Raw genomic sequence first — 19,824 nt, 5'->3', positions numbered from 1 at the left:
GGCCCGGGGCCGGAGCGGTTCGCGCGCCTAGCGTGGGCCCCATGGACCACCGCCTTGCCGCAGACCTCAGCCGGCTTCCCGAGCTGCTCGGGCTCACCCTCCGGTACGCCACCGACACGCTCGACGGGCTCGACGCCCGGCCCGTCGTACGGTTCACCCGCGGCGGGGGCGGGGAGCCGCTGGGGGAGGAGGGCGGGGGCTTTGAACGGGCGCTGGCGGAGTTCGGGGAGCGCTGGGCGCCGCGGCTGTCGGCCTCCGCGGGGCCCCGGTACCTCGGGTTCGTCACCGGCGGGGCCACCCCGGCCGCGCTGGCGGGGGACTGGCTGACGGCGGTCTTCGACCAGAACTCCAACTCCGCGATGGACGGAGCCGGACAGGAACTCGAACGCGAGACGGTCGGGCTGCTCCGTGACCTGTTCGGGCTCGGGGCCGAGCACAGCGGCACCTTCGTCAGCGGTGCCACCCTGTCCAACACCGCGGGGCTCGCCATCGCCAGGGAATGGCTCGGGGAGCGGCTCGGGGTCTCCCCGGCCGAGGACGGTGCCGCCGTCCTGGGGCCCGTACGGGTCCTCTCCGGGGCCCCGCACTCCTCCATCGGCAAGGCGCTGTCCGTGCTCGGGCTCGGGCGGAACGCGCTGGTGCGGGTCCCCACCCTGCCGGGGCGGGAAGCCGTCGATCCGGTGGCGCTGGACCGGGCCCTAGCCGACACGCCCGGACCCGCGGTGGTCGTCGCCAATGCCGGCACGGTCAACACCGTCGACTTCGACGACCTGACCGCCGTTGCTGCGCTCAGGAGCCGTCATGACTTCTGGCTGCACACCGATGCCGCGTTCGGGGCGTTCGCCGGGCTGTCCCCGGACCACGCCCACCTCGTGGAAGGGCTCGGGCTCGCCGACAGCGTGTGCGTGGACCTGCACAAATGGCTCAACGTGCCCTACGACAGCGCCGTGCAGTTCACCCGCCGGCAGGACCTCCAGGCCCGGGTCTTCGCCAACGCGGCGGCCTATCTCGGGCCGCTCGGTCCCGACCCCGACCTGGTTCACCTCACCCCGGAGAACTCCCACCGGCTGCGCGCCCTCGCCGCCTGGTTCACCCTCCGGGCGTACGGGCGGCAGGGACACCGGGAGATCGTCGAGCGGGACGTCGCCTGCGCCCGGGCGCTGGGCGCAGAACTCGCCGCAGACCCCGCCTTCCGGCTGCTCGCGCCGGTCCGGCTCAACGTCGTCTGCTTCACCCTCGCCCAGGCCCCGACACCGGAGCGGCTTACCGCGCTCCGGGAGGCCGCGGGCGGAGAGGTGTTCGTCACGCCCACCGTGTTCGGGGGAACCGCCGCCCTGCGCGCCGCGTTTTCCAATTGGCGTACCACGCAAGCGGATGTACGCCGGGCCGCGCAGGCCCTCCGCACGGCGGCGAAAGGGCTCGGATGACCACGGACGGCATGCTCACGCTCATCGAGGTCGAGGCCCTGGCCCGCGCGGCGCACGAGGGACAGACCGACAAGGCGGGGCGGCCGTACGCCGAACACCTCCAGGCCGTCGCCGAGGGCGTCCGGGTCCGTGGCGGCAGCGCCGAACAGCAGGCCGCCGCCTGGCTGCACGACGCCATCGAGGACGAGGCGCTGTCCCTCACCTGGCTGGATTCCGCCGCCCTGCCGCCCGCGGTGAAGGCGATGGTCCTGGCGGTCACCAAGCGCCCCGGCGAACCGCCCCGGGCCTACGCCGCCCGCATCCTGCAGACCCCCGGAGCGCTGCTGGTCAAGGAGGCCGATCTGGCACACAACGCCGACCCGGCCCGCCTGGCGGTCCTGGACGAAACGACCCGCGAGCGCCTTACCGCCAAGTACGCGCACATGCGGGAATTGCTTTCCCTCTGAAACCACCGCAGTTGGCAGAAATAGCACCCCATCCGGCGTATACCCAGAGCCCGTTGGTGGCACGATGGAGCATGTGGGGGTGCGCGCAGCGCGGCCGTGCCCCTGGAGGACCAGGGGACGACCGAAGGTGTGATCAGTAGTGGCCATTTCGCTGTCAGTGGTGGTTCTGTTGGCGATCATCATGGTGGTGCTGATCCGCGGCAACCACCTCAAGCCGGGCCCCGCCATCGTCGCGGTCCTCTTCGGTTTCTTCCTCGCGTCGAGCTCCATCGCCCCGGACGTGAACCGCTTCCTGACCTCACTCGCGGACACCATCGCCGGCATCAAGATCTAGCAGCGCCCCCTGGTCCTCACCCACGCAGGTCGAGCAGCATGACGTCATAGTGGTCCGGGCCGCCCCACGGGCGAGCCTCACCGATCCTGAGGTAGCCCCACGCCCGGTATGCGGCCGACGCCGCCTTGCTGTCGGGGTGGACGTTCAGCAGCACCCGTTCCGCCTCGATGCCGTCGAGCAGCGTCTCGTGCAGACGCCGCGCGATGCCCTGCCCGCGCCAGGGCCCGCGTACGGCAAGCTCCATGAGGCCGAAGGTGCGGTGCCCGTCCTCGCGCCGCAGGTCGTCGGGCACGGGCTCGGTCAGTTCGTCCCACCAGCGCGTGTCGGGCGGAACCGGGTGGCCGTACGCCATACCGACCGGCTCGCCGTCCCCGGTACGGGCGAGGGCGGCGCGAAACGCGCGCTTGCCGGCCTGGGCACGAAAGCGCCGGAACGCGGCCGCGACGCCATCGGCACCCTCGTCGTACGGCGGTTCCGCGAACACCTCGGCATAGACCGACCTGAACGCGTCCTCGGCCCGCACCGCGGCCGAGCCTCCCAAGCCCTCCACCGTCACGGTTCCCAGCGGCGTCATGCGGCCCCCTCCCCTTGTCCTGGCGGCTGCAACTCGCCAGGCACCGGAAAACTTCCCGTGGTTCGTCAGGTCGGCCCAGTGCCACCAGACCCCGGGAACGACCGAGGGCCAGATCGAGGAAACATCCTCTGACCTGGCCCTTCGGTGTTCAGAGCGGGCGACGGGAATCGAACCCGCGTAGCTAGTTTGGAAGACTAGGGCTCTACCATTGAGCTACGCCCGCACAGTGCGCGCCGCGGTCGGTGACCCCGGCACGGACAGCATCCTAGCGGGTCCGGTCAGTGGATCGCACACCGCTTTCCCGCCGGTGGTTCGCCCGTTGACCGACCCGGTGACTCATACGTCCCTCCCCCGGGGAAAACCCTGCGCATGGGACTGTCCACGGGCATGTACCCTACGTGTCGCACCGACGGGGTGTGGCGCAGCTTGGTAGCGCGTCCGCTTTGGGAGCGGAAGGTCGTCGGTTCGAATCCGGCCACCCCGACCACCACCTGTACCACCCTTCGCGAAGATCGAATCGAAGATCGCCCCGAAGGCCGCGTCGACGGCTCCGTCGAAGATCGCGTTGTGGGCTGCTTCCCGGCTGCGGTTACTATGCAAGCTGCGTGCCCGTGTGTCTGATGTGCCGGGCCCGATCCGCCGGACCGCTGAATACGCAGCGTCGGCAGAACCCCAGAAGTCAGCCACAAGGAGACCGAACCGTGAAGAGCGCCGTGGAGACCCTGAACCCGACTCGGGTTCGGCTCACTGTCGAGGTGCCCTTCGAGGAGCTCAAGGACAGCCTCGACGCGGCGTACAAGAAGATCAACCAGCAGGTCACGGTCAAGGGCTTCCGCAAGGGCAAGATCCCGGCCCGGGTCATCGACCAGCGCTTCGGCCGCGGTGCGGTGCTGGAGGAGGCCGTCAACGACGCCCTCCCGAAGTTCTACACCGAGGCCATCAACGAGGCCGAGCTGAACCCGCTGGGTCAGCCCGAGGTCGACATCACCGAGCTGAAGGACGGCGAGCTGCTCTCCTTCACCGCCGAGGTGGACGTCCGCCCCGAGATCGAGATCCCGGACTTCTCCGGCATCGAGGTCGAGGTCGACGCGGTCGAGGTCACCGACGAGGACATCGAGAAGTCGGTCGAGCAGCTGCGCAACCGCTTCGCCTCCACCAACACCGTCGAGCGCGCCGCCGAGGAGGGTGACGTCGTCACCATCGACCTCGAGGCCAAGGTCGACGGCGAGGTCCTCGAGGACGGCGTCGCCAGCGACGTCTCCTACACCATCGGTTCCGGCGAGCTGCTCGACGGCATCGACGAGGCCGTCAAGGGCCTCGAGGCCGGCGGCGAGGCCACCTTCACCTCGCAGCTGAAGGGCGGCTCCGCCGAGGGCAAGGACGCCGAGGTCACCGTCAAGGTCACCAAGGTCGCCGCCAAGGAGCTCCCGGCCCTGGACGACGAGTTCGCTCAGCTCGCGAGCGAGTTCGACACCCTGGAGGAGCTGAAGGCGGACAGCCGCAAGCGCCTCGAGAACATGAAGCAGTACGACCAGGCCACCCAGGCCCAGGAGCGCGTGCTGGAGAAGTTCATCGAGCTCGCGGAGATCCCGGTCCCCGAGAAGCTGCTCGAGGACGAGGTCAACACCCGCAAGCACAACCTGGAGCACCACCAGCTCGGCCAGATGGGTCTGACCCTCGAGAAGTACCTGGAGTTCCAGGGCAAGACGGTCGAGGAGTTCGAGGCCGAGACCAAGGAAGCCGCGGTCAAGGGCATCAAGACCCAGTTCCTGCTGGACGCCCTGGTCAACAAGGAGAAGCTGAACGTCAACCAGGACGAGCTCACCGAGCACCTGGTCCGCCGTGCGGCCTCCTCCGGCATGTCCCCCGACCAGTTCGCCCAGGCGGTCGTCGAGGGTGGCCAGGTCCCGATGCTGGTCGGCGAGGTCGCCCGCGGCAAGGCGCTCGCGCTGGTCGTCGAGGGCTCCAAGGTCGTCGACACCAACGGTGAGGTCGTCGACCTGTCCGACGAGGACGAGGAGCAGGCCGCCGAGACGGTCGAGGCCGTCGTCGAGGCCGACGCCGAGGCGCAGGCCGACGAGGCCAAGTAGTCCGCCTCCGGTTCCCGGAACCTCCGGGAACCGGGTCTGAGCACCAGCTCTGAGCTGTACCGGAAGGGCCCGGACGCGTGTGCGTCCGGGCCCTTCCGCACCCCCGCCGGGGGCCTTGCGGAGCTTGCGCTCCGAGCGAACAGTTCGGGAACCGGGATGGCGTTGTCCGACCTGCGCGTTAGGGTCCATGACTATGAGGGCACTGCCCTCCGAACGAGACGCTGAGACGGCACGTGAAGCCGTCGGAGACGAGCAGGTGGATACGTGACGAATCTGAAGCCTTACGCCGCGGGTGAGCCGTCCATCGGTGGCGGCCTCGGCGACCATGTCTACAACCGGCTGCTCGGCGAGCGGATCATCTTCCTCGGCCAGCAGGTCGACGATGACATCGCCAACAAGATCACGGCGCAGCTCCTCCTCCTTGCCGCTGACCCGGACAAGGACATCTTCCTGTACATCAACAGCCCCGGTGGCTCCGTGACGGCCGGCATGGCGATCTACGACACCATGCAGTTCATCCCGAACGACGTCGTCACCATCGGCATGGGCATGGCCGCCTCCATGGGCCAGTTCCTGCTCACCGGCGGCACCGCGGGCAAGCGCTTCGCGCTCCCGAACACCGACATCCTGATGCACCAGGGCTCCGCCGGCATCGGCGGCACCGCGTCGGACATCAAGATCCAGGCCCAGTACCTGCTGCGCACCAAGCAGCGGATGGCCGAGATCACCGCCCACCACTCGGGCCAGACCGTCGAGGCGATCATCCGCGACGGCGACCGCGACCGCTGGTTCACCGCCGAGGAGGCCAAGGACTACGGCCTCATCGACGACATCATCTCGGCCGCGTCCCTCGCCCCGGGCGGCGGCGGCACCGGGGCCTGACCCGGCCCCGGTCCCGTACCAGGAATGCCCCAGCCCGCAGAACGCACCAGGATGGTGAACCCCCAGATGCAGAACAACTTCTCCGCGAGCGGCCTCTACACCGGGGCCCAGGTGGACAACCGCTACGTCGTCCCCCGCTTCGTCGAGCGCACCTCGCAGGGCGTGCGCGAGTACGACCCGTACGCGAAGCTGTTCGAGGAGCGCGTGATCTTCCTCGGCGTGCAGATCGACGACGCCTCCGCCAACGACGTCATGGCGCAGCTGCTGTGCCTGGAGTCGATGGACCCGGACCGCGACATCTCGATCTACATCAACAGCCCCGGCGGCTCCTTCACCGCGCTGACGGCCATCTACGACACGATGCAGTTCGTGAAGCCGGACATCCAGACGGTCTGCATGGGCCAGGCGGCCTCCGCCGCCGCCGTCCTGCTGGCCGCCGGCACCCCCGGCAAGCGCATGGCCCTGCCGAACGCCCGCGTGCTGATCCACCAGCCGTCCGGCGGCACCGGCCGTGAGCAGCTCTCCGACCTGGAGATCGCGGCCAACGAGATCCTGCGCATGCGCGACCAGCTGGAGAGCATGCTGGCCAAGCATTCCTCGACCCCGATCGAGAAGATCCGCGAGGACATCGAGCGCGACAAGATCCTCACCGCGGAGGACGCTCTGGCCTACGGCCTGATCGACCAGATCATCTCCACCCGGAAGATGAACGCGGCCTGATACGGCCTGATACTTGCACGGGGCCCCGAAGCGGGGCCCCGGCAAGGTACCGTCGGATATGAGGCACCAGGAGCGCTGAACCAAGCGTCTCCCAGGCGAAGGGGAAGCACCTCGTGGCACGCATCGGTGACGGCGGCGACCTGCTCAAGTGCTCGTTCTGCGGGAAGAGCCAGAAGCAGGTGAAGAAGCTCATCGCAGGACCCGGTGTGTACATCTGCGACGAGTGCATCGACCTCTGCAACGAGATCATCGAGGAGGAGCTCGCCGAGACGAGCGAGGTCCGGTGGGAGGAACTCCCCAAGCCGCGCGAGATCTACGAGTTCCTGGAGAGCTACGTCGTCGGCCAGGAGCCGGCCAAGAAGGCGCTCTCCGTCGCTGTGTACAACCACTACAAGCGGGTCCAGGCGGGCGAGAACGGCGGCGCGCAGGGCCGCGACGACGCCATCGAGCTGGCGAAGTCCAACATCCTGCTGCTGGGCCCGACGGGCTCCGGCAAGACGCTGCTCGCCCAGACGCTGGCCCGGATGCTCAACGTCCCGTTCGCGATCGCCGACGCGACCGCGCTGACGGAGGCCGGGTACGTCGGCGAGGACGTCGAGAACATCCTGCTCAAGCTGATCCAGGCGGCCGACTACGACGTCAAGAAGGCCGAGACGGGGATCATCTACATCGACGAGATCGACAAGGTCGCCCGGAAGAGCGAAAACCCGTCGATCACGCGTGATGTGAGCGGTGAGGGCGTCCAGCAGGCCCTGCTGAAGATCCTGGAGGGCACGACGGCGTCCGTTCCCCCGCAGGGCGGCCGCAAGCACCCGCACCAGGAGTTCATCCAGATCGACACGACGAACGTGCTGTTCATCGTGGGTGGCGCCTTCGCCGGCCTGGAGAAGATCATCGAGGCGCGGGCGGGTGCCAAGGGCATCGGCTTCGGCGCGACGATCCGCTCCAAGCGGGAGATCGAGGCGAGCGACCAGTTCCAGGAGGTCATGCCGGAGGACCTGGTGAAGTTCGGGATGATCCCCGAGTTCATCGGCCGTCTGCCCGTCATCACCTCGGTCCACAACCTGGACCGCGAGGCCCTGCTCCAGATCCTCGTCGAGCCGCGCAACGCGCTGGTGAAGCAGTACCAGCGGCTGTTCGAACTCGACGGCGTGGAGCTGGACTTCGAGCGCGAGGCGCTGGAGGCCATCGCCGACCAGGCCATCCTCCGCCAGACCGGCGCGCGCGGCCTGCGCGCCATCATGGAGGAGGTCCTGATGTCGGTGATGTACGAGGTCCCGTCCCGCAAGGACGTGGCCCGCGTGGTCATCACCGCCGACGTGGTCCGCTCCAACGTCAACCCGACGCTGGTCCCGCGGATCGTCCCGAAGGAGCAGGGGCCGCACGAGAAGTCGGCGTAGCGCGGCCGCAGCCGCGCCACGAGCAACGCGAAGGGGCGCCCCGGATCATCCGGGGCGCCCCTTCGCGTCGTTGCGTATGACTGTTCTGCGTCAACTGTGGCAACAAGTGGCCGGATGTGCCCATTTGATTTGGTCCCGGCCGTCCCATCCTTGATCATTTACCGGTGGGTAACTTCGCGGGAAGGGGCGGGATGCCCAAGTTCAAGCGTGTGGCCAGCGTGATGGCGGCCATGGCGATGGCGGTCGCGCTGCCGGTGCTGACGGCATTGCCGGCGGCGGCCGATCAGGGTGACTGCCAGTACTACCTGCACACCAAGGGCTACAGGATCGGCCCGAAGGTGGAGGCTGCCTGCAGCGTGGGTGTGCAGGATTGGAAGCGGCCGCAGGGCTATGCGCAGTGCCTGTTCGGTCTGACCAACATCGGGGTCAAGCGTGAGCACGCCGTCGTTGCGTGCCAGGAAGCAGCCTGATCCGGCTGCGGCCAGCCTGCACGGAAGAGAGTGTCGGCTGGCCGCCGGGCGATTACTTCTTGACGCGGGCGGTGTTGTACAGCTTCGCCGCGTACCCCGCGGTCTGGTCCATGGTGTAGCCGCTGCCGCCGCCGATCATCGCGGCGATGTCCATGGTGAGGACCGTGCCGCTGGTGCTGTAGTCGGCCCAGATGCACACGGGGACCGTGAACGGCTTCGTGAGCGGGCTCGAGGCGTCCGCCTTGGGCGTCACCTTGATTTCCTGGCACTTCATGATGGCGCCCGAGAAGCCGGACGGGTTCATCACCTTCGGAGAGCCGATCAGTTCGCCCGACGTGTCCTTGTCGCTGCCCTTCGTCATTTCCTGCTTGGCCTTGGCGAAGGACGAGTCGATCACCTTCTCCGGGTCGGCGATGTCGCCGTAGACGCCTTCGAAGGTGAGGCCCTTCGCGGCAAGCGGGTTGCTCTTGTCGCCGATCTGGTACTGCTCCCCGACTCCCTGCGGGTCCTTGATGCCGGCGGCCTCGGCCTCCTGCTTGTCCTTGGAGCTGAACGTCTTGTCCGACTTCTTGGGGTCCTTCTTGAAGTCGTCCACCGACTCCGGCGCGACCAGCTTGTAGCCCTTCGTGTCAGCGGACACGTCGCTGTTGCTCGCGCCGTCACCGCCCAGCAGGAACCACGCGCCCGCGCCGATCGCCGCGACGCCCACGACCGCCGCGAGGACGATGATGCCGGTCTTCGACTTCTTCGGCGGCTGCATGCCGCCCACCGGGGCGCCGTACGGGGCGCCGCCCTGCGGCGGGACGCCCTGCGGGGGCATGCCCGGCTGCTGGGGGTAGCCGTAACCAGGGCCCGGCTGGCCCTGCGGGGGGACGCCCGGCTGCTGCGGGTAGCCGTAGCCCGGCGCGGGCTGGCCCGGAGGCGGCGGCGGGGTCGGCTGGCCGTACGGGTTGGGCTGCTGCGGCTGGCCGCCGTAAGGGTTGGGCTGGCCGTACGGGCCGGGCTGGTTGTAGCTCATGTGTGGACGTCCCCCTAGAGGATTCTTATCTGCTCCACACATCCTGTCGGAAGCCGGTGACATCCAGGGCCCCGGGGTGCCAGGCGTTACCGAACCACTACCGGGCGATCCACATATCGCTACGAGCGGACCTCCATCGCCGTCCGCAATGCCCGGCTCTGCTCCGCCAGTTCGTCCATCGCCGGCGCCTTGTTCTCGACCGGGACGGTCACCGACACCAGCGTGCTGTGGTCCGCCCACATGCACATCGACAGCGTGCCCGCGGCCGTCGCGAGCGGACCGCACCGCATGGCCCCGCCGTCCGGCTGCCCCGCCTCGTACTCCTTGACCTGCCCCTCCTTCATGCCCATGGCACGCAGTGCGCCGTCCAGCTCCGCGCCCGGGTCCTTGTCGGTGAAGCTGCCGTACGCGCCGCTGACCACCAGCTGTGCGGCGCCCGACTGGTCGGCGTAGACCACGGCCACCCGCTCGACGCCCGGCTGCCCGGCGCCCTGCCCCTGCCTGATGGCGTCCACGCGCGGACCCGAGTCCTGCAGGACCAGGCCCTGGAAGGAGGCGGGCGGCGTCAGCCGGTACCGGCCCGCGTCGTCGGGCGTGTCCGAGCCGAGCAGCGCACCCATCGCCAGGCGGCCGCCGACCAGGGCGGCGACGCCCGCCACCGCCAGGGCCACGCCCCGCAGGATGCGCTTCTTCTTCGACGGAGGAGGCGCCACGGTGTAGCCGGGGTGGGTCATCGGGCCGGGCTCGGCCGGCACGGCCTGGGGAGGGATCTCGTTCATGCCCCGCATCAGATGGCATGGCCGTGTCAGGGGTCAACGGGCGGCCACTGCGCGGTATCGATTCGTAACGGAGGCGGGCCCGCCCGTATCCTGTGCCCCGTGACCGAGAACACGCAGACACCCAGCAGCCCCCACTCCGAACTGCCGACCCAGTACGCGCCGGCCGAGGTAGAGGGGAAGCTCTACGAGCGCTGGGTAGAGCGGGGTTACTTCACGGCGGACGCCAAGAGCGAGAAGCCCGCGTACACCATCGTCATCCCGCCGCCGAACGTCACCGGCTCGCTCCACCTGGGCCACGCCTTCCAGCACACCCTGATGGACGCCCTCACCCGCCGCAAGCGCATGCAGGGCTTCGAGTCCCTGTGGCTGCCCGGCATGGACCACGCGGGCATCGCCACCCAGAACAAGGTCGAGCAGCAGCTCGCCGAGGAGGGCAAGTCCCGGCACGACCTGGGCCGCGAGGAGTTCGTCGACCGGGTCTGGCAGTGGAAGGAAGAGTACGGCGGCAAGATCCTCGGCCAGATGCGCCGCCTCGGCGACGGCGTCGACTGGTCCCGTGAGCGCTTCACCATGGACGAGGGCCTGTCCCGGGCCGTCCAGACGATCTTCAAGAAGCTCTACGACGACGAGCTGATCTACCGCGCCGAGCGCATCATCAACTGGTGCCCCCGCTGCCTCACGGCCATCTCCGACATCGAGGTGGAGTACCAGGAGGACGCCGGCGAGCTCGTCTCCATCAAGTACGGCGAGGGCGAGGACACCCTCGTCGTCGCCACCACCCGCGCCGAGACGATGCTCGGTGACACGGCCATCGCCGTCCACCCGGATGACGAGCGCTACAAGCACCTGGTCGGCAAGCTCATCAAGCTGCCGCTCACCGACCGCTCGATTCCGGTCGTCGCGGACACGCACGTCGACCCCGAGTTCGGCACCGGCTGCGTCAAGGTGACGCCCGCCCACGACCCGAACGACTTCGCCATCGGGCAGCGCCACGGCCTGCCCAACATGACGATCATGGACGAGCGCGGTGTCATCACCGTCCACGGCCCCTTCCTGGGCCTGGACCGCTTCGAAGCGCGCAGCGCCGTCGTCGGCGCCCTGCGCCAGCAGGGCCGGATCGTCGCCGAGAAGCGCCCGTACGTCCACTCCGTCGGGCACTGCTCGCGCTGCAGCACGACCATCGAGCCCCGCCTGTCCCTCCAGTGGTGGGTCAAGGTCGAGACCCTCGCCAAGGACGCCGGTGACGCGGTCCGCGACGGCCGGGTCAAGATCCACCCCAAGGAGATGGAGCGGCGCTACTTCGACTGGGTCGACAACCTCAACGACTGGTGCATCTCCCGCCAGCTGTGGTGGGGCCACCGCATCCCGGTCTGGTACGGCCCGGACGGTGAAGTCGTCTGCGTCGGCCCCGACGAGCAGCCGCCGGCGGGCGAGGGCTGGCACCAGGACACCGACGTCCTGGACACCTGGTTCTCCTCCGGCCTGTGGCCGTTCTCCACGCTCGGCTGGCCGGACAAGACCCCGGACCTGGCGAAGTTCTACTCCACCGACGTCCTGCTCACCGGCCACGACATCATCTTCTTCTGGGTCGCCCGGATGATGATGTTCGGCCTGTACGCGATGGACGGCGAGGTCCCGTTCAAGACCATCGCCCTGACCGGCCTGGTCCGCGACGAGCGCGGCAAGAAGATGTCGAAGTCCTTCGGCAACGTCGTCGACCCGCTGGACTGGATGGACAAGTACGGCTCCGACGCCGTCCGCTTCACCCTGGCCAAGGGTGCCAACCCGGGCACCGACGTCCCGATCGGCGAGGACTGGGTCCAGGCCTCCCGGAACTTCGCCAACAAGATCTGGAACGCCACGCGCTTCGCGCTGATGAACGGCGCCACGGTCGAGGGCGAGCTGCCGCCGGCCGAGAAGCTGTCGGCCACCGACCGCTGGATCCTGTCCCGCCTGAACAAGACGGTCGCGCAGGTCGACGCGTACTACGAGGACTTCCAGTTCGCCAAGCTCAGCGAGGCGCTGTACCACTTCGCGTGGGACGAGGTCTTCGACTGGTACGTCGAGCTGTCGAAGACCACGTTCTTCGCCGGCGGCGAGGGCGCGAAGGTCTCCGGCCGGGTCCTCGGCGAGGTCCTGGACGTCCTGATGCGCCTGCTGCACCCGGTCGTCCCGTTCGTCACCGAGACGCTGTGGACCACGCTCACCGGCCGCGAGTCCATCGTGGTCGCAGAGTGGCCGAAGGACAGCGGCTTCCGTGACGAGGCCGCCGAGGCCGAGATCGAGAACCTGCAGGCCGTGGTCACCGAGGTCCGCCGGTTCCGCGCCGACCAGGGTCTGCAGCCGGGCCAGAAGGTCCCGGCCCGCCTCGACCTGGCCGGTACGCAGCTGGCCGCGCACGAGGCGGCCATCCGCCAGCTGCTGCGCCTCCAGCCGGAGGGCGAGGGCTTCCACGCCACCGCCACCCTGCCGGTCGCCGGGGCCACGGTCGCGCTGGACCTGTCCGGCACGATCGACGTCGAGGCCGAGCGCAAGCGGCTGACGAAGGACCTCGGCGCTGCCGAGAAGGAGAAGCAGCAGGCGGAGGCCAAGCTCGGCAACGAGGCGTTCCTGGCCAAGGCTCCGGACAACGTGGTCGACAAGATCAAGGGCCGACTGGCGAAGGCGGAGGCGGACATCGCCCGCATCCAGGCCCAGCTGGCCGCCCTCCCGGCGGCGTAACCGCCCGTCCTACGAGGCCAGGGGCCCGGCACCGTGTGGTGCCGGGCCCCTGGCCGTTTTCCGGGTGGTGCTCAGTCGCCTGAGGTGCGGCGGGCCGCGAGGCGGCGGCGGGCCCGCGGCCACAGCAGCATGCCGGACAGCAGGACGACGCCCAGGCCCGTGCCCGCCAGCCCGGCGTGCAGGCCCGGCGGGGTGTACGTGCAGGAGACGCGGCTCGCGCCCGACTCGCCCAGCGGGACCCCCAGGAGGCCCTGGTAGGACACCGGTGCGCGGGACGTGCCGCCGTCGGCCGAGCAGGACCAGCCGGGGACGGCCGTGGTGCCGACGACGGCCGTGCCGGTTGAGCCGGCGGGCAGTTCGGCCGTGACCGAGTGCCCGCCGGTCCGGACGGACACCGCGCCCGCCGTGGACTTCAGCTCGGCGATCCGGGCGTCCAGCGCGGCCTCGTCCAGGCAGCCCAGCGCTCCTTCGGGCAGCATCTGCCCGTCCTTCCCGGGGCGTACCGAGAACGTGAACCGGCCGTCCGCCGGCACCGTCCCGAGCTCCTTCATGGCGGCGCTGACCACCGGCGGGTCTCCGAGGAAGCCCTGCTTCGGTCCCGTCTCGGAGCGAGCGACGCCGTACAGCCACGGCGCGTACAGGAAGGCCCTGGCACCAGGCGTGCACTGGGCCGTGAAGGAGATCCACTGGTCCGGGTCCACGCCCCGCGTCTTCCACCACAGAACGTGACCGGGGCCGTTGGCGTCGCGCTCGTCGGCCGGCCCCGCACGGGTCAGCTCCGGCACGGTGTACACCCGCGCCCCGAGCGCGGCCTGCTGCCGCGCCCAGACCGATCCGGCCGGCGCCCCGTACGCCTGGTCGCTGCCCGGCGCCCGTACGGTGACCAGCGGCGGCGCCGGACGCACCGTGGCCTTCACCCCGTCCCGGCCCGTCGGCTCCAGCACCGTTCCGATGCTCAGCAGGGCCTGCAGCACCGGGGTCTGGGCGGGCTGCAGGTGGCGGCCGCCCATCCGGTAGCCGAGGCCGAGGCCCTGCAGCGCGGTCGCCGTCTCCACCGTCACGTAGCTGCTGTAGTACGAGCCGCCCTGCCCGCCGAGCAGCATGGCGTCGTTGTTGGTGACGAACACGCCTGGGCCGTGCTCGGCGCGCCCGGTCTCGGCCCAGTCGCTCCGGCCGTCCAGGGCCCGGCGGGCGTTCTGCCCGAGCTCGGTCATGGTCGCGGCGCGGGCCGGGCCGCGGTCCCGTGGGTCGTGCAGCACCGCGATGCCGTACACCGCGTATGCCGTGCTCGCGAACACCGTCGCGGTCAGCAGCCCGACGACCGCGATCCTGCCGGGCCGCCGCAGTCCGCGTACGTACACCACCAGCAGGACGGTGACTGCGGCGCCGCCGAGCAGGGCGATGGTCAGGGCGTAGTCGTTGACCGGCTGCCGGCCGTGCGTCAGCAGCACCAGTACGCCGAGCAGTCCGGCCCCGCCGGCCAGCGCGCGCACCCGGGGCATGTGGGCGAGGCAGATCCACGCCGCCATCGCCATCAGGCCGCTGAGGACGAAGGACTCGCGGAAGGGGGCACCGTGGGGGAGGGTGAATCCCTGCCAGAGCTTCGCCGTCGGGGTGATGACGAAGGAGGCGGCGGTGAGCAGCAGGAGGACCAGCCAGCCGGCCCGTTCCCTGGTGCGCACCTTCGACTGGAAGGGCAGCGCCAGCACCAGCAGCAGGGTGAGGATGCCGGCGAACACGTTCGGGGCGGGGTACTTGGGCAGGGTGCCCGGTATGAGCATCGACAGGTAGGTCAGCGGCTCGGTGTCCACGCTGACCACGAACCGGTCGGTGGGCTGGGACTGGGAGTTCGCCAGACCGCACACCAGGATCGCGGGCGCGGCCAGCAGCAGTCCGGTGACGGTCATGCCGGCGGCTCGCGCCAGGACCCGGCCGCGGGTCCGCCAGTCGGTGTCGGCCAGGGCCAGCCGGAGCCCGATGACCAGTGCGGCGGCCATGGTGGCCATGGCGGCGGTGTAGAAGTTGCCGAACCAGCAGACGGCGACGGCGAGGCTGCCGAGCACCGGGCGGCGGCCGGTCAGGGCCCAGTCGGCAGCGATGCCCAGCAGCGGCAGGGCGACCAGGCCCCAGGTCCACATGGGGACGACGGTGCCTTCGACCACGCCCCAGCCGCAGACCGCGTAGCCGGTGGCGAGCAGGGCGCGGAGCCAGGGCGATCCGGGCCGCAGCCGGCCGAGGCAGACGGTCATCAGCGCGGCGGCCAGACCCATGCTGAACAGGCTGACCGTATAGGTGGCGAGTTCGCCCTGGTCGCGGGCGAACAGCCCGGTGAGCCAGGAGAAAGGATTCGTCAGATAGGTGAGGAAGTCGCCGAGAAAGCCGACTCCGTATCCGCTCTGCCAGTTGAAGAACAGGTCGCCCTGCGCGGTGCCGTGCTGAAGGTCCCACAGGTAGGTGTGGAACGGCACGTACTGGTGCCGCAGGTCGTTGACGGCACGCGGGGCGGGCCCGAACGGGTAGGTGCCGTGGGCGGCCAGCCCGGCGCAGTACGCCGCCATGGCGAGGAAGGCGGCCGTGAGCGCGGCGGTCGCTTCCCGGCGCGCGCGGACCCTGTTGTCGGCCGCGCCGGGACCGGCAGGCCCCAGCAGCCGCCCTGCCGCGCGGAGTTTCGCGGCAGGCGTCGTCGAAGCAGTGATCATTTAGTTGTGCCCTTGAGCCTTCAAGTCGATTCCCCCCGGCCGGCTCAAAGGCCGTCGGCTAGCGGCATTTTATGTATGGCGCCGGTACACCCGGTTGCCGGATGGCGGCAATGCGGTTGCGCTATCGGGTGTCTGACGTACCGGAATGCCGGAAGGTTGTGCCGCAGGGGTCCGACGTGCTCGACGCCACAGCTGTGCTCGCGGCGATCAACGCAGGGGAGAAGGGGCGCGCGAATGGATCCCGCCGGGAAGGAATGGCGGCGGGCAGCGGCGCGATTCCTCCCCGGCGGGCTCCGGGACCGCACCGACCCGCATCCGGGCCTCCGCTTCGAGCAGGTGCGGCCCACCGGTACGAACACCGCGCCATCCATGCAGTCCGACCTGTCCGGAAGTGCCGCATATCACTGCTTTCGCCCGCCGTACCGATCTCATCCGGCACCCCCGACCACGGATGATGGAAGGCATGCACCCCAAGCCCGTCGCCCCGGCGCTCCAGTCGGTCACGGCCGCCGTCCGCCGGATCGCCGGGAGCCGGGCCGGGTCGCCACGCGTCCTCGACGCCCTCACCGCGGGCGGCTGCCTCGCCCTGATGGCCCTGGACCTGCCCGGCCTGGCCGCCGCCGACAACTCGCTGAACGGCCCGACCGCCGCACTCGTCCTGGCCGCCGGCGCCGCCACCCTGCTGGTCCGGCGCGGCCTGCCCTGGCTGTCGTTCGCCGTCGCCCTGCTCTTCATCGGCTGGCTGCACGAGCTCACCCTGGTCCAGTTCGCCCTGTACTCCGTGGGCCGCTACCGGGGCCGCCGCGCCGGGATCCTCGCCACCGCCGGGTACATCGCCTTCTGCCTGGCCCTCTTCCACGTGCCGGGCTGGCCCCTGGACCACGCCCGGACCCTGAGCTCCTTCCTCGGCCTGGTGGTGCCCATCGGCGTCCTCGCCTCGGCCGTCGGCATCGCGGCGTACCGGCAGGACCTGGTCCGGGAGCTCGACGCCCGGCGCGCCGAGTCCGCCGTGCTCCAGGCCGTGCAGCACGAACGGACCTCCGTCGCGCGCGACGTCCACGACTTCGTCGGACGCGAGCTGACCCTCCTCACCGTCCGCTCCGAGGTGCTCTCCCTGCGGGCGCGCGAGACGGCGTACGCGAAGGACTTCGAAGAGCTCGCCGACACCGCCCGCCGGGCCCACCTCGTGCTCAACGAGATCATCGTGCAGCGCGGCGAGCCGGCCGCCACCCCCGGCGCCCACGGGCTGCCCGCACTGGCCGAACAGAGCGGCCGGGCCGGTTCCCCGGTCCGGCTGGACGTCGACCCCGCCGTCCACGCCCTCTCCCCGCTGCGCCAGGCCGCCGTCTACCGGGTGGTCCAGGAATGCCTGACCAACGCGGCCAAGCACGCGCGCGGCGAGACCGTGGACGTACGCATCTCCGCGGACGGACCGCAGCTGCGGATCACCGTCGGCAACGGCCTGCCGCCACACGCCCCGGGCCGCGCCCCGGTCTCGGCGGGCTCCGGCACCGCGAGCATGGCCGAACGCGTCCGCAGCCTGGGCGGCACCCTGACCGCCACCCGCACGGACCGGCGGTACGAGGTCGTCGCCACCCTGCCCTGCCCCGGGTAACCCGTGCCCTGCCCCGGGTAACCCGTGCCCTGCCCGGGGTAACCCGTCCGGGCCGCCCGGGCCGGACACCCCGCCGGGGCCCGTCCGTAGACTGGACCCGTGAGTGAGCAGCAGCCTGAGCCCAGCGACGACCGCTTCGACGAGTTCGACGAGATCGTGGCCGAAGAGACCGACCGCGACCCCGACCTGGCGGTGATCGAGGCCGGCAGCCGCACCCTGCGCGCCCAGGCCGGCCCCCCGCAGAGCGACCCCGTGCCCGCCCTGCCCACCGACCCCGAGCTGGCCAAGGCGCTGCACGAGGTCGAGCAGGAGCTGGCCACCCGCTGGGGCGAGACCAAGCTGGAACCCTCCGTCCGGCGCATCGCCGCGCTGATGGACGTACTCGGCGAGCCCCAGCGCTCGTACCCCTCCATCCACGTCACCGGCACCAACGGCAAGACCAGCACCTCCCGCATGATCGAGGCCCTGCTGAACGCCTTCGAGCTGCGCACCGGCCGCTACACCAGCCCGCACGTGCAGCTGGTCACCGAGCGGATCAGCCTGGACGGCGGCCCGATCAGCGTCGAGCGCTTCGTCGAGACGTACCGGGACATCAAGCCGTACGTGGAGATGGTCGACGCCTCGGAGGAATTCCGCCTGTCCTTCTTCGAGGTGCTCACCGGCATGGCCTACGCCGCCTTCGCCGACGCCCCGGTGGACGCGGCCGTGGTCGAGGTCGGCATGGGCGGCACCTGGGACGCCACCAACGTGATCGACGCCTCGGTCGCCGTGGTCACCCCGATCAGCCTGGACCACACCGACCGGCTCGGCGGCACCACCGGCGAGATCGCGGAGGAGAAGGGCGGCATCATCAAGCAGGGCGCCACCGTGATCATGGCCCAGCAGCCGGTGGACGCGGCGCAGGTGCTGCTGAAGAAGGCCGTCGAGGTGGACGCCACCGTGGCCCGCGAGGGCATGGAGTTCGGCGTGGTCTCGCGGGAGGTCGCGGTCGGCGGCCAGCAGCTCACGCTGCGCGGCCTGGGCGGCGAGTACGAGGACGTGTTCCTCCCGCTGTACGGCGCGCACATGGCGCACAACGCGGCGGTGGCGCTGGCCGCGGTGGAGGCGTTCTTCGGCATCGGCGCCGAGCACGCGCGGCCGCTGGACATCGACACCGTCCGCAAGGCGTTCGCCTCGGTCACCTCGCCGGGCCGGATGGAGGTCGTCCGGCGCAGCCCCACGGTGGTCCTGGACGCGGCGCACAACCCCGCGGGAGCGATCGCCACGGCCGAGGCCGTCACCGAATCCTTCGGCTTCAGCCGGCTGATCGGTGTGGTCGGCACCAGCGAGGGCAAGGACGTCCGAGGCGTCCTGGAGGCCTTCGAGCCGATCTTCGCGGAGGTGGTCATCACCGCGAACGCCACCCACCGCGCGCTGGACGCGGACGAGCTCGCGGCCATCGCGGTCGAGGTCTTCGGCGCGGAACGGGTGCAGGTGGAGCCGCGCCTGGACGACGCCCTGGAGGCGGCGATCACCCTGGCCGAGGAAGAAGCCGAATACGGAGGGGCCGGCGTCCTGGTGACCGGTTCCGTGATGACGGTGGGCGAGGCCCGCCTGCTGCTGAAGAGGGGCTGAGTCAACCGTGCGTACCCTGTGCGCCTCCACGCTGATCGGCGAGTTCTTCGTGATCGGCTTCGCCGGACTGGTCGCCATGAAGGGCGACCTGTCGCAGGCCACCGTCTGGACCGTCTGCGGTGCCGCCATGCTTCTGTCGGTCCTGCTGTGCGGGATGCTGTCGCGGCCCGGCGCCGTGCAGATCGGCTGGGCCCTGCAGATCGGGCTGATCCTGAGCGGCTTCGTCGTGCCGACGATGTTCTTCCTGGGCGCGGTCTTCGCCGGCCTGTGGTGGTGCTCGGTGCACTACGGCCGCAAGGTGGACGCGGCCAAGGCCCGCTGGGCCGCGCAGGCCGAGGCCCAGGGCGAGGCCCGGGCCGAGGCGTAGCCCCGTACCCCCTGTAGCCTCGTACGACCGCACCCGTATGCCGCAAGGAGCCGTACCCATGACCCAGCGCACTCTCGTCATCCTCAAGCCCGACGCCGTCCGGCGGGGTCTGATCGGCGAGATCATCGGCCGTATCGAGCGCAAGGCCGGCTGGACCATCCCGGCGATGGAGCTGCGCACCCTGGAGCAGGACACCCTTGAGGCCCACTACGGGGAGCACAAGGGCAAGCCCTTCTACGAGCCGCTGATGGGCTTCATGGCGAGCGGCCCCGTCGTCGTCCTCGTTGTCGAGGGCGAGCGCGCGATCGAGGGCGTGCGCCAGCTCGCCGGTCCCACCGACCCGATCGCCGCGGCCCCCGGCTCCATCCGGGGCGACTTCGGCACCATCGTCCGCGAGAACCTCATCCACGCCTCCGACGGCGAGGAGTCCGCGGAGCGCGAGCTGAAGCTGTTCTTCCCCTCGCTGTAACGGTGAAGCGGCGCGACGGTCGAACCGGTGTAACGATCGAACCGGTATAACGATCCAAGCACCCCGGAGAGCACTCCTCTCTGACTGAACATCAGCCGAATAGCGCTCATGACCTGGGGCGACCGAAGTAATTTCGGTCGCCCTTCGGTATTCCCCGGCCTCGGCGGGAACGCATGGGCAGACCACGACGTCAGCACAG

17 protein-coding genes and 2 tRNA genes are annotated in these 19,824 nt (G+C 70.3%); 14 read left to right on the top strand and 5 right to left on the bottom strand.

Annotation, left to right across the window (positions count from 1 at the left end; translation table 11 throughout):
• Nucleotides 1-41 precede the first annotated feature (41 nt).
• From ACGFQ9_RS27770 to ACGFQ9_RS27760, 3 genes are all read left to right on the top strand, one after another.
• On the top strand, nt 42-1,427 hold the full coding sequence (locus ACGFQ9_RS27770) for a pyridoxal phosphate-dependent decarboxylase family protein (RefSeq protein WP_393577468.1): 1,386 nt from the start codon (nt 42-44) through the stop codon (nt 1,425-1,427).
• Nucleotides 1,424-1,873, top strand: a complete 450-nt coding sequence (locus tag ACGFQ9_RS27765; RefSeq protein ID WP_393577467.1) for an HD domain-containing protein — start codon at nt 1,424-1,426, stop codon at nt 1,871-1,873. The genes ACGFQ9_RS27770 and ACGFQ9_RS27765 overlap by 4 nt, the downstream gene beginning before the upstream one ends.
• A 139-nt stretch (nt 1,874-2,012) precedes the next feature.
• On the top strand, nt 2,013-2,207 hold the full coding sequence (locus ACGFQ9_RS27760) for a hypothetical protein (protein WP_365107649.1): 195 nt from the start codon (nt 2,013-2,015) through the stop codon (nt 2,205-2,207).
• A gap of 16 nt (nt 2,208-2,223) precedes the next feature.
• Here ACGFQ9_RS27760 and ACGFQ9_RS27755 read toward each other — a convergent pair whose 3' ends face one another.
• Both ACGFQ9_RS27755 and ACGFQ9_RS27750 read right to left on the bottom strand, forming a co-directional pair.
• Nucleotides 2,224-2,781 (bottom strand): GNAT family N-acetyltransferase, encoded by a 558-nt coding sequence (locus ACGFQ9_RS27755; protein ID WP_393577465.1) that lies wholly within the window; start codon nt 2,779-2,781, stop codon nt 2,224-2,226.
• 152 nt (nt 2,782-2,933) lie between these two features.
• Nucleotides 2,934-3,004: transfer RNA gene (locus tag ACGFQ9_RS27750), tRNA-Gly, on the bottom strand.
• Between the two features lie 187 nt (nt 3,005-3,191).
• Here ACGFQ9_RS27750 and ACGFQ9_RS27745 point away from each other — a divergent pair.
• The 6 genes from ACGFQ9_RS27745 to ACGFQ9_RS27720 all read left to right on the top strand — a co-directional run bounded on the left by ACGFQ9_RS27745 (nt 3,192) and on the right by ACGFQ9_RS27720 (nt 8,343).
• Nucleotides 3,192-3,268: transfer RNA gene (locus ACGFQ9_RS27745), tRNA-Pro, on the top strand.
• Nucleotides 3,269-3,482: 214 nt separating this feature from the next.
• Entirely contained in the window at nt 3,483-4,871 is a 1,389-nt protein-coding gene (tig, locus tag ACGFQ9_RS27740) for a trigger factor (RefSeq protein ID WP_393577463.1), read from the top strand.
• A 264-nt stretch (nt 4,872-5,135) separates the two neighbouring features.
• Nucleotides 5,136-5,753, top strand: coding sequence for an ATP-dependent Clp protease proteolytic subunit (locus ACGFQ9_RS27735; RefSeq protein WP_365107655.1), 618 nt, complete (start codon nt 5,136-5,138; stop codon nt 5,751-5,753).
• 24 nt (nt 5,754-5,777) lie between these two features.
• Nucleotides 5,778-6,473, top strand: coding sequence for an ATP-dependent Clp protease proteolytic subunit (locus ACGFQ9_RS27730; RefSeq protein WP_393577461.1), 696 nt, complete (start codon nt 5,778-5,780; stop codon nt 6,471-6,473).
• Nucleotides 6,474-6,586: 113 nt separating this feature from the next.
• Nucleotides 6,587-7,873 carry an ATP-dependent Clp protease ATP-binding subunit ClpX gene (clpX, locus tag ACGFQ9_RS27725; RefSeq protein ID WP_393577460.1) on the top strand — a complete coding sequence of 429 codons (1,287 nt, stop codon included), beginning with the start codon at nt 6,587-6,589 and terminating at the stop codon, nt 7,871-7,873.
• Nucleotides 7,874-8,064: 191 nt separating this feature from the next.
• A complete protein-coding gene (locus ACGFQ9_RS27720) occupies nt 8,065-8,343 on the top strand; it encodes a hypothetical protein (RefSeq protein WP_393577458.1) in 279 nt (92 codons plus the stop codon).
• 52 nt (nt 8,344-8,395) lie between these two features.
• On the opposite strand, the gene ACGFQ9_RS27715 is transcribed toward ACGFQ9_RS27720, so the two are convergent.
• Both ACGFQ9_RS27715 and ACGFQ9_RS27710 read right to left on the bottom strand, forming a co-directional pair.
• Nucleotides 8,396-9,361 carry a hypothetical protein gene (locus tag ACGFQ9_RS27715; RefSeq protein ID WP_393577457.1) on the bottom strand — a complete coding sequence of 322 codons (966 nt, stop codon included), beginning with the start codon at nt 9,359-9,361 and terminating at the stop codon, nt 8,396-8,398.
• A 119-nt stretch (nt 9,362-9,480) separates the two neighbouring features.
• Complete coding sequence (locus tag ACGFQ9_RS27710; protein ID WP_393577456.1) at nt 9,481-10,140, bottom strand: hypothetical protein; 660 nt, start codon at nt 10,138-10,140, stop codon at nt 9,481-9,483.
• A gap of 99 nt (nt 10,141-10,239) precedes the next feature.
• On the opposite strand from ACGFQ9_RS27710, the gene ACGFQ9_RS27705 reads away from it, so the two are divergent.
• The gene (locus ACGFQ9_RS27705; protein WP_393577455.1) at nt 10,240-12,861 is read left to right on the top strand and encodes a valine--tRNA ligase; all 2,622 of its coding nucleotides are present in this window, start codon (nt 10,240-10,242) and stop codon (nt 12,859-12,861) included.
• A 71-nt stretch (nt 12,862-12,932) separates the two neighbouring features.
• On the opposite strand, the gene ACGFQ9_RS27700 is transcribed toward ACGFQ9_RS27705, so the two are convergent.
• Entirely contained in the window at nt 12,933-15,560 is a 2,628-nt protein-coding gene (locus ACGFQ9_RS27700; RefSeq protein WP_393577454.1) for a YfhO family protein, read from the bottom strand.
• A 463-nt stretch (nt 15,561-16,023) separates the two neighbouring features.
• On the opposite strand from ACGFQ9_RS27700, the gene ACGFQ9_RS27695 reads away from it, so the two are divergent.
• The 4 genes from ACGFQ9_RS27695 (at nt 16,024) to ndk (ending at nt 19,625) form a co-directional block, all read left to right on the top strand.
• The gene (locus tag ACGFQ9_RS27695; RefSeq protein ID WP_393577453.1) at nt 16,024-17,175 is read left to right on the top strand and encodes a sensor histidine kinase; all 1,152 of its coding nucleotides are present in this window, start codon (nt 16,024-16,026) and stop codon (nt 17,173-17,175) included.
• A gap of 99 nt (nt 17,176-17,274) precedes the next feature.
• Nucleotides 17,275-18,789 (top strand): bifunctional folylpolyglutamate synthase/dihydrofolate synthase, encoded by a 1,515-nt coding sequence (locus ACGFQ9_RS27690; RefSeq protein ID WP_393577452.1) that lies wholly within the window; start codon nt 17,275-17,277, stop codon nt 18,787-18,789.
• 7 nt (nt 18,790-18,796) lie between these two features.
• Nucleotides 18,797-19,156 (top strand): DUF4233 domain-containing protein, encoded by a 360-nt coding sequence (locus ACGFQ9_RS27685; protein ID WP_393577451.1) that lies wholly within the window; start codon nt 18,797-18,799, stop codon nt 19,154-19,156.
• A 58-nt stretch (nt 19,157-19,214) separates the two neighbouring features.
• Entirely contained in the window at nt 19,215-19,625 is a 411-nt protein-coding gene (gene ndk / locus ACGFQ9_RS27680) for a nucleoside-diphosphate kinase (RefSeq protein ID WP_393577449.1), read from the top strand.
• Nucleotides 19,626-19,824 lie beyond the last annotated feature (199 nt).

Source organism: Streptomyces sp. NPDC048603, assembly GCF_043199475.1.
Taxonomy (GTDB): domain Bacteria; phylum Actinomycetota; class Actinomycetes; order Streptomycetales; family Streptomycetaceae; genus Streptomyces.
This window is presented reverse-complemented; position numbering and strand designations above follow the sequence as displayed.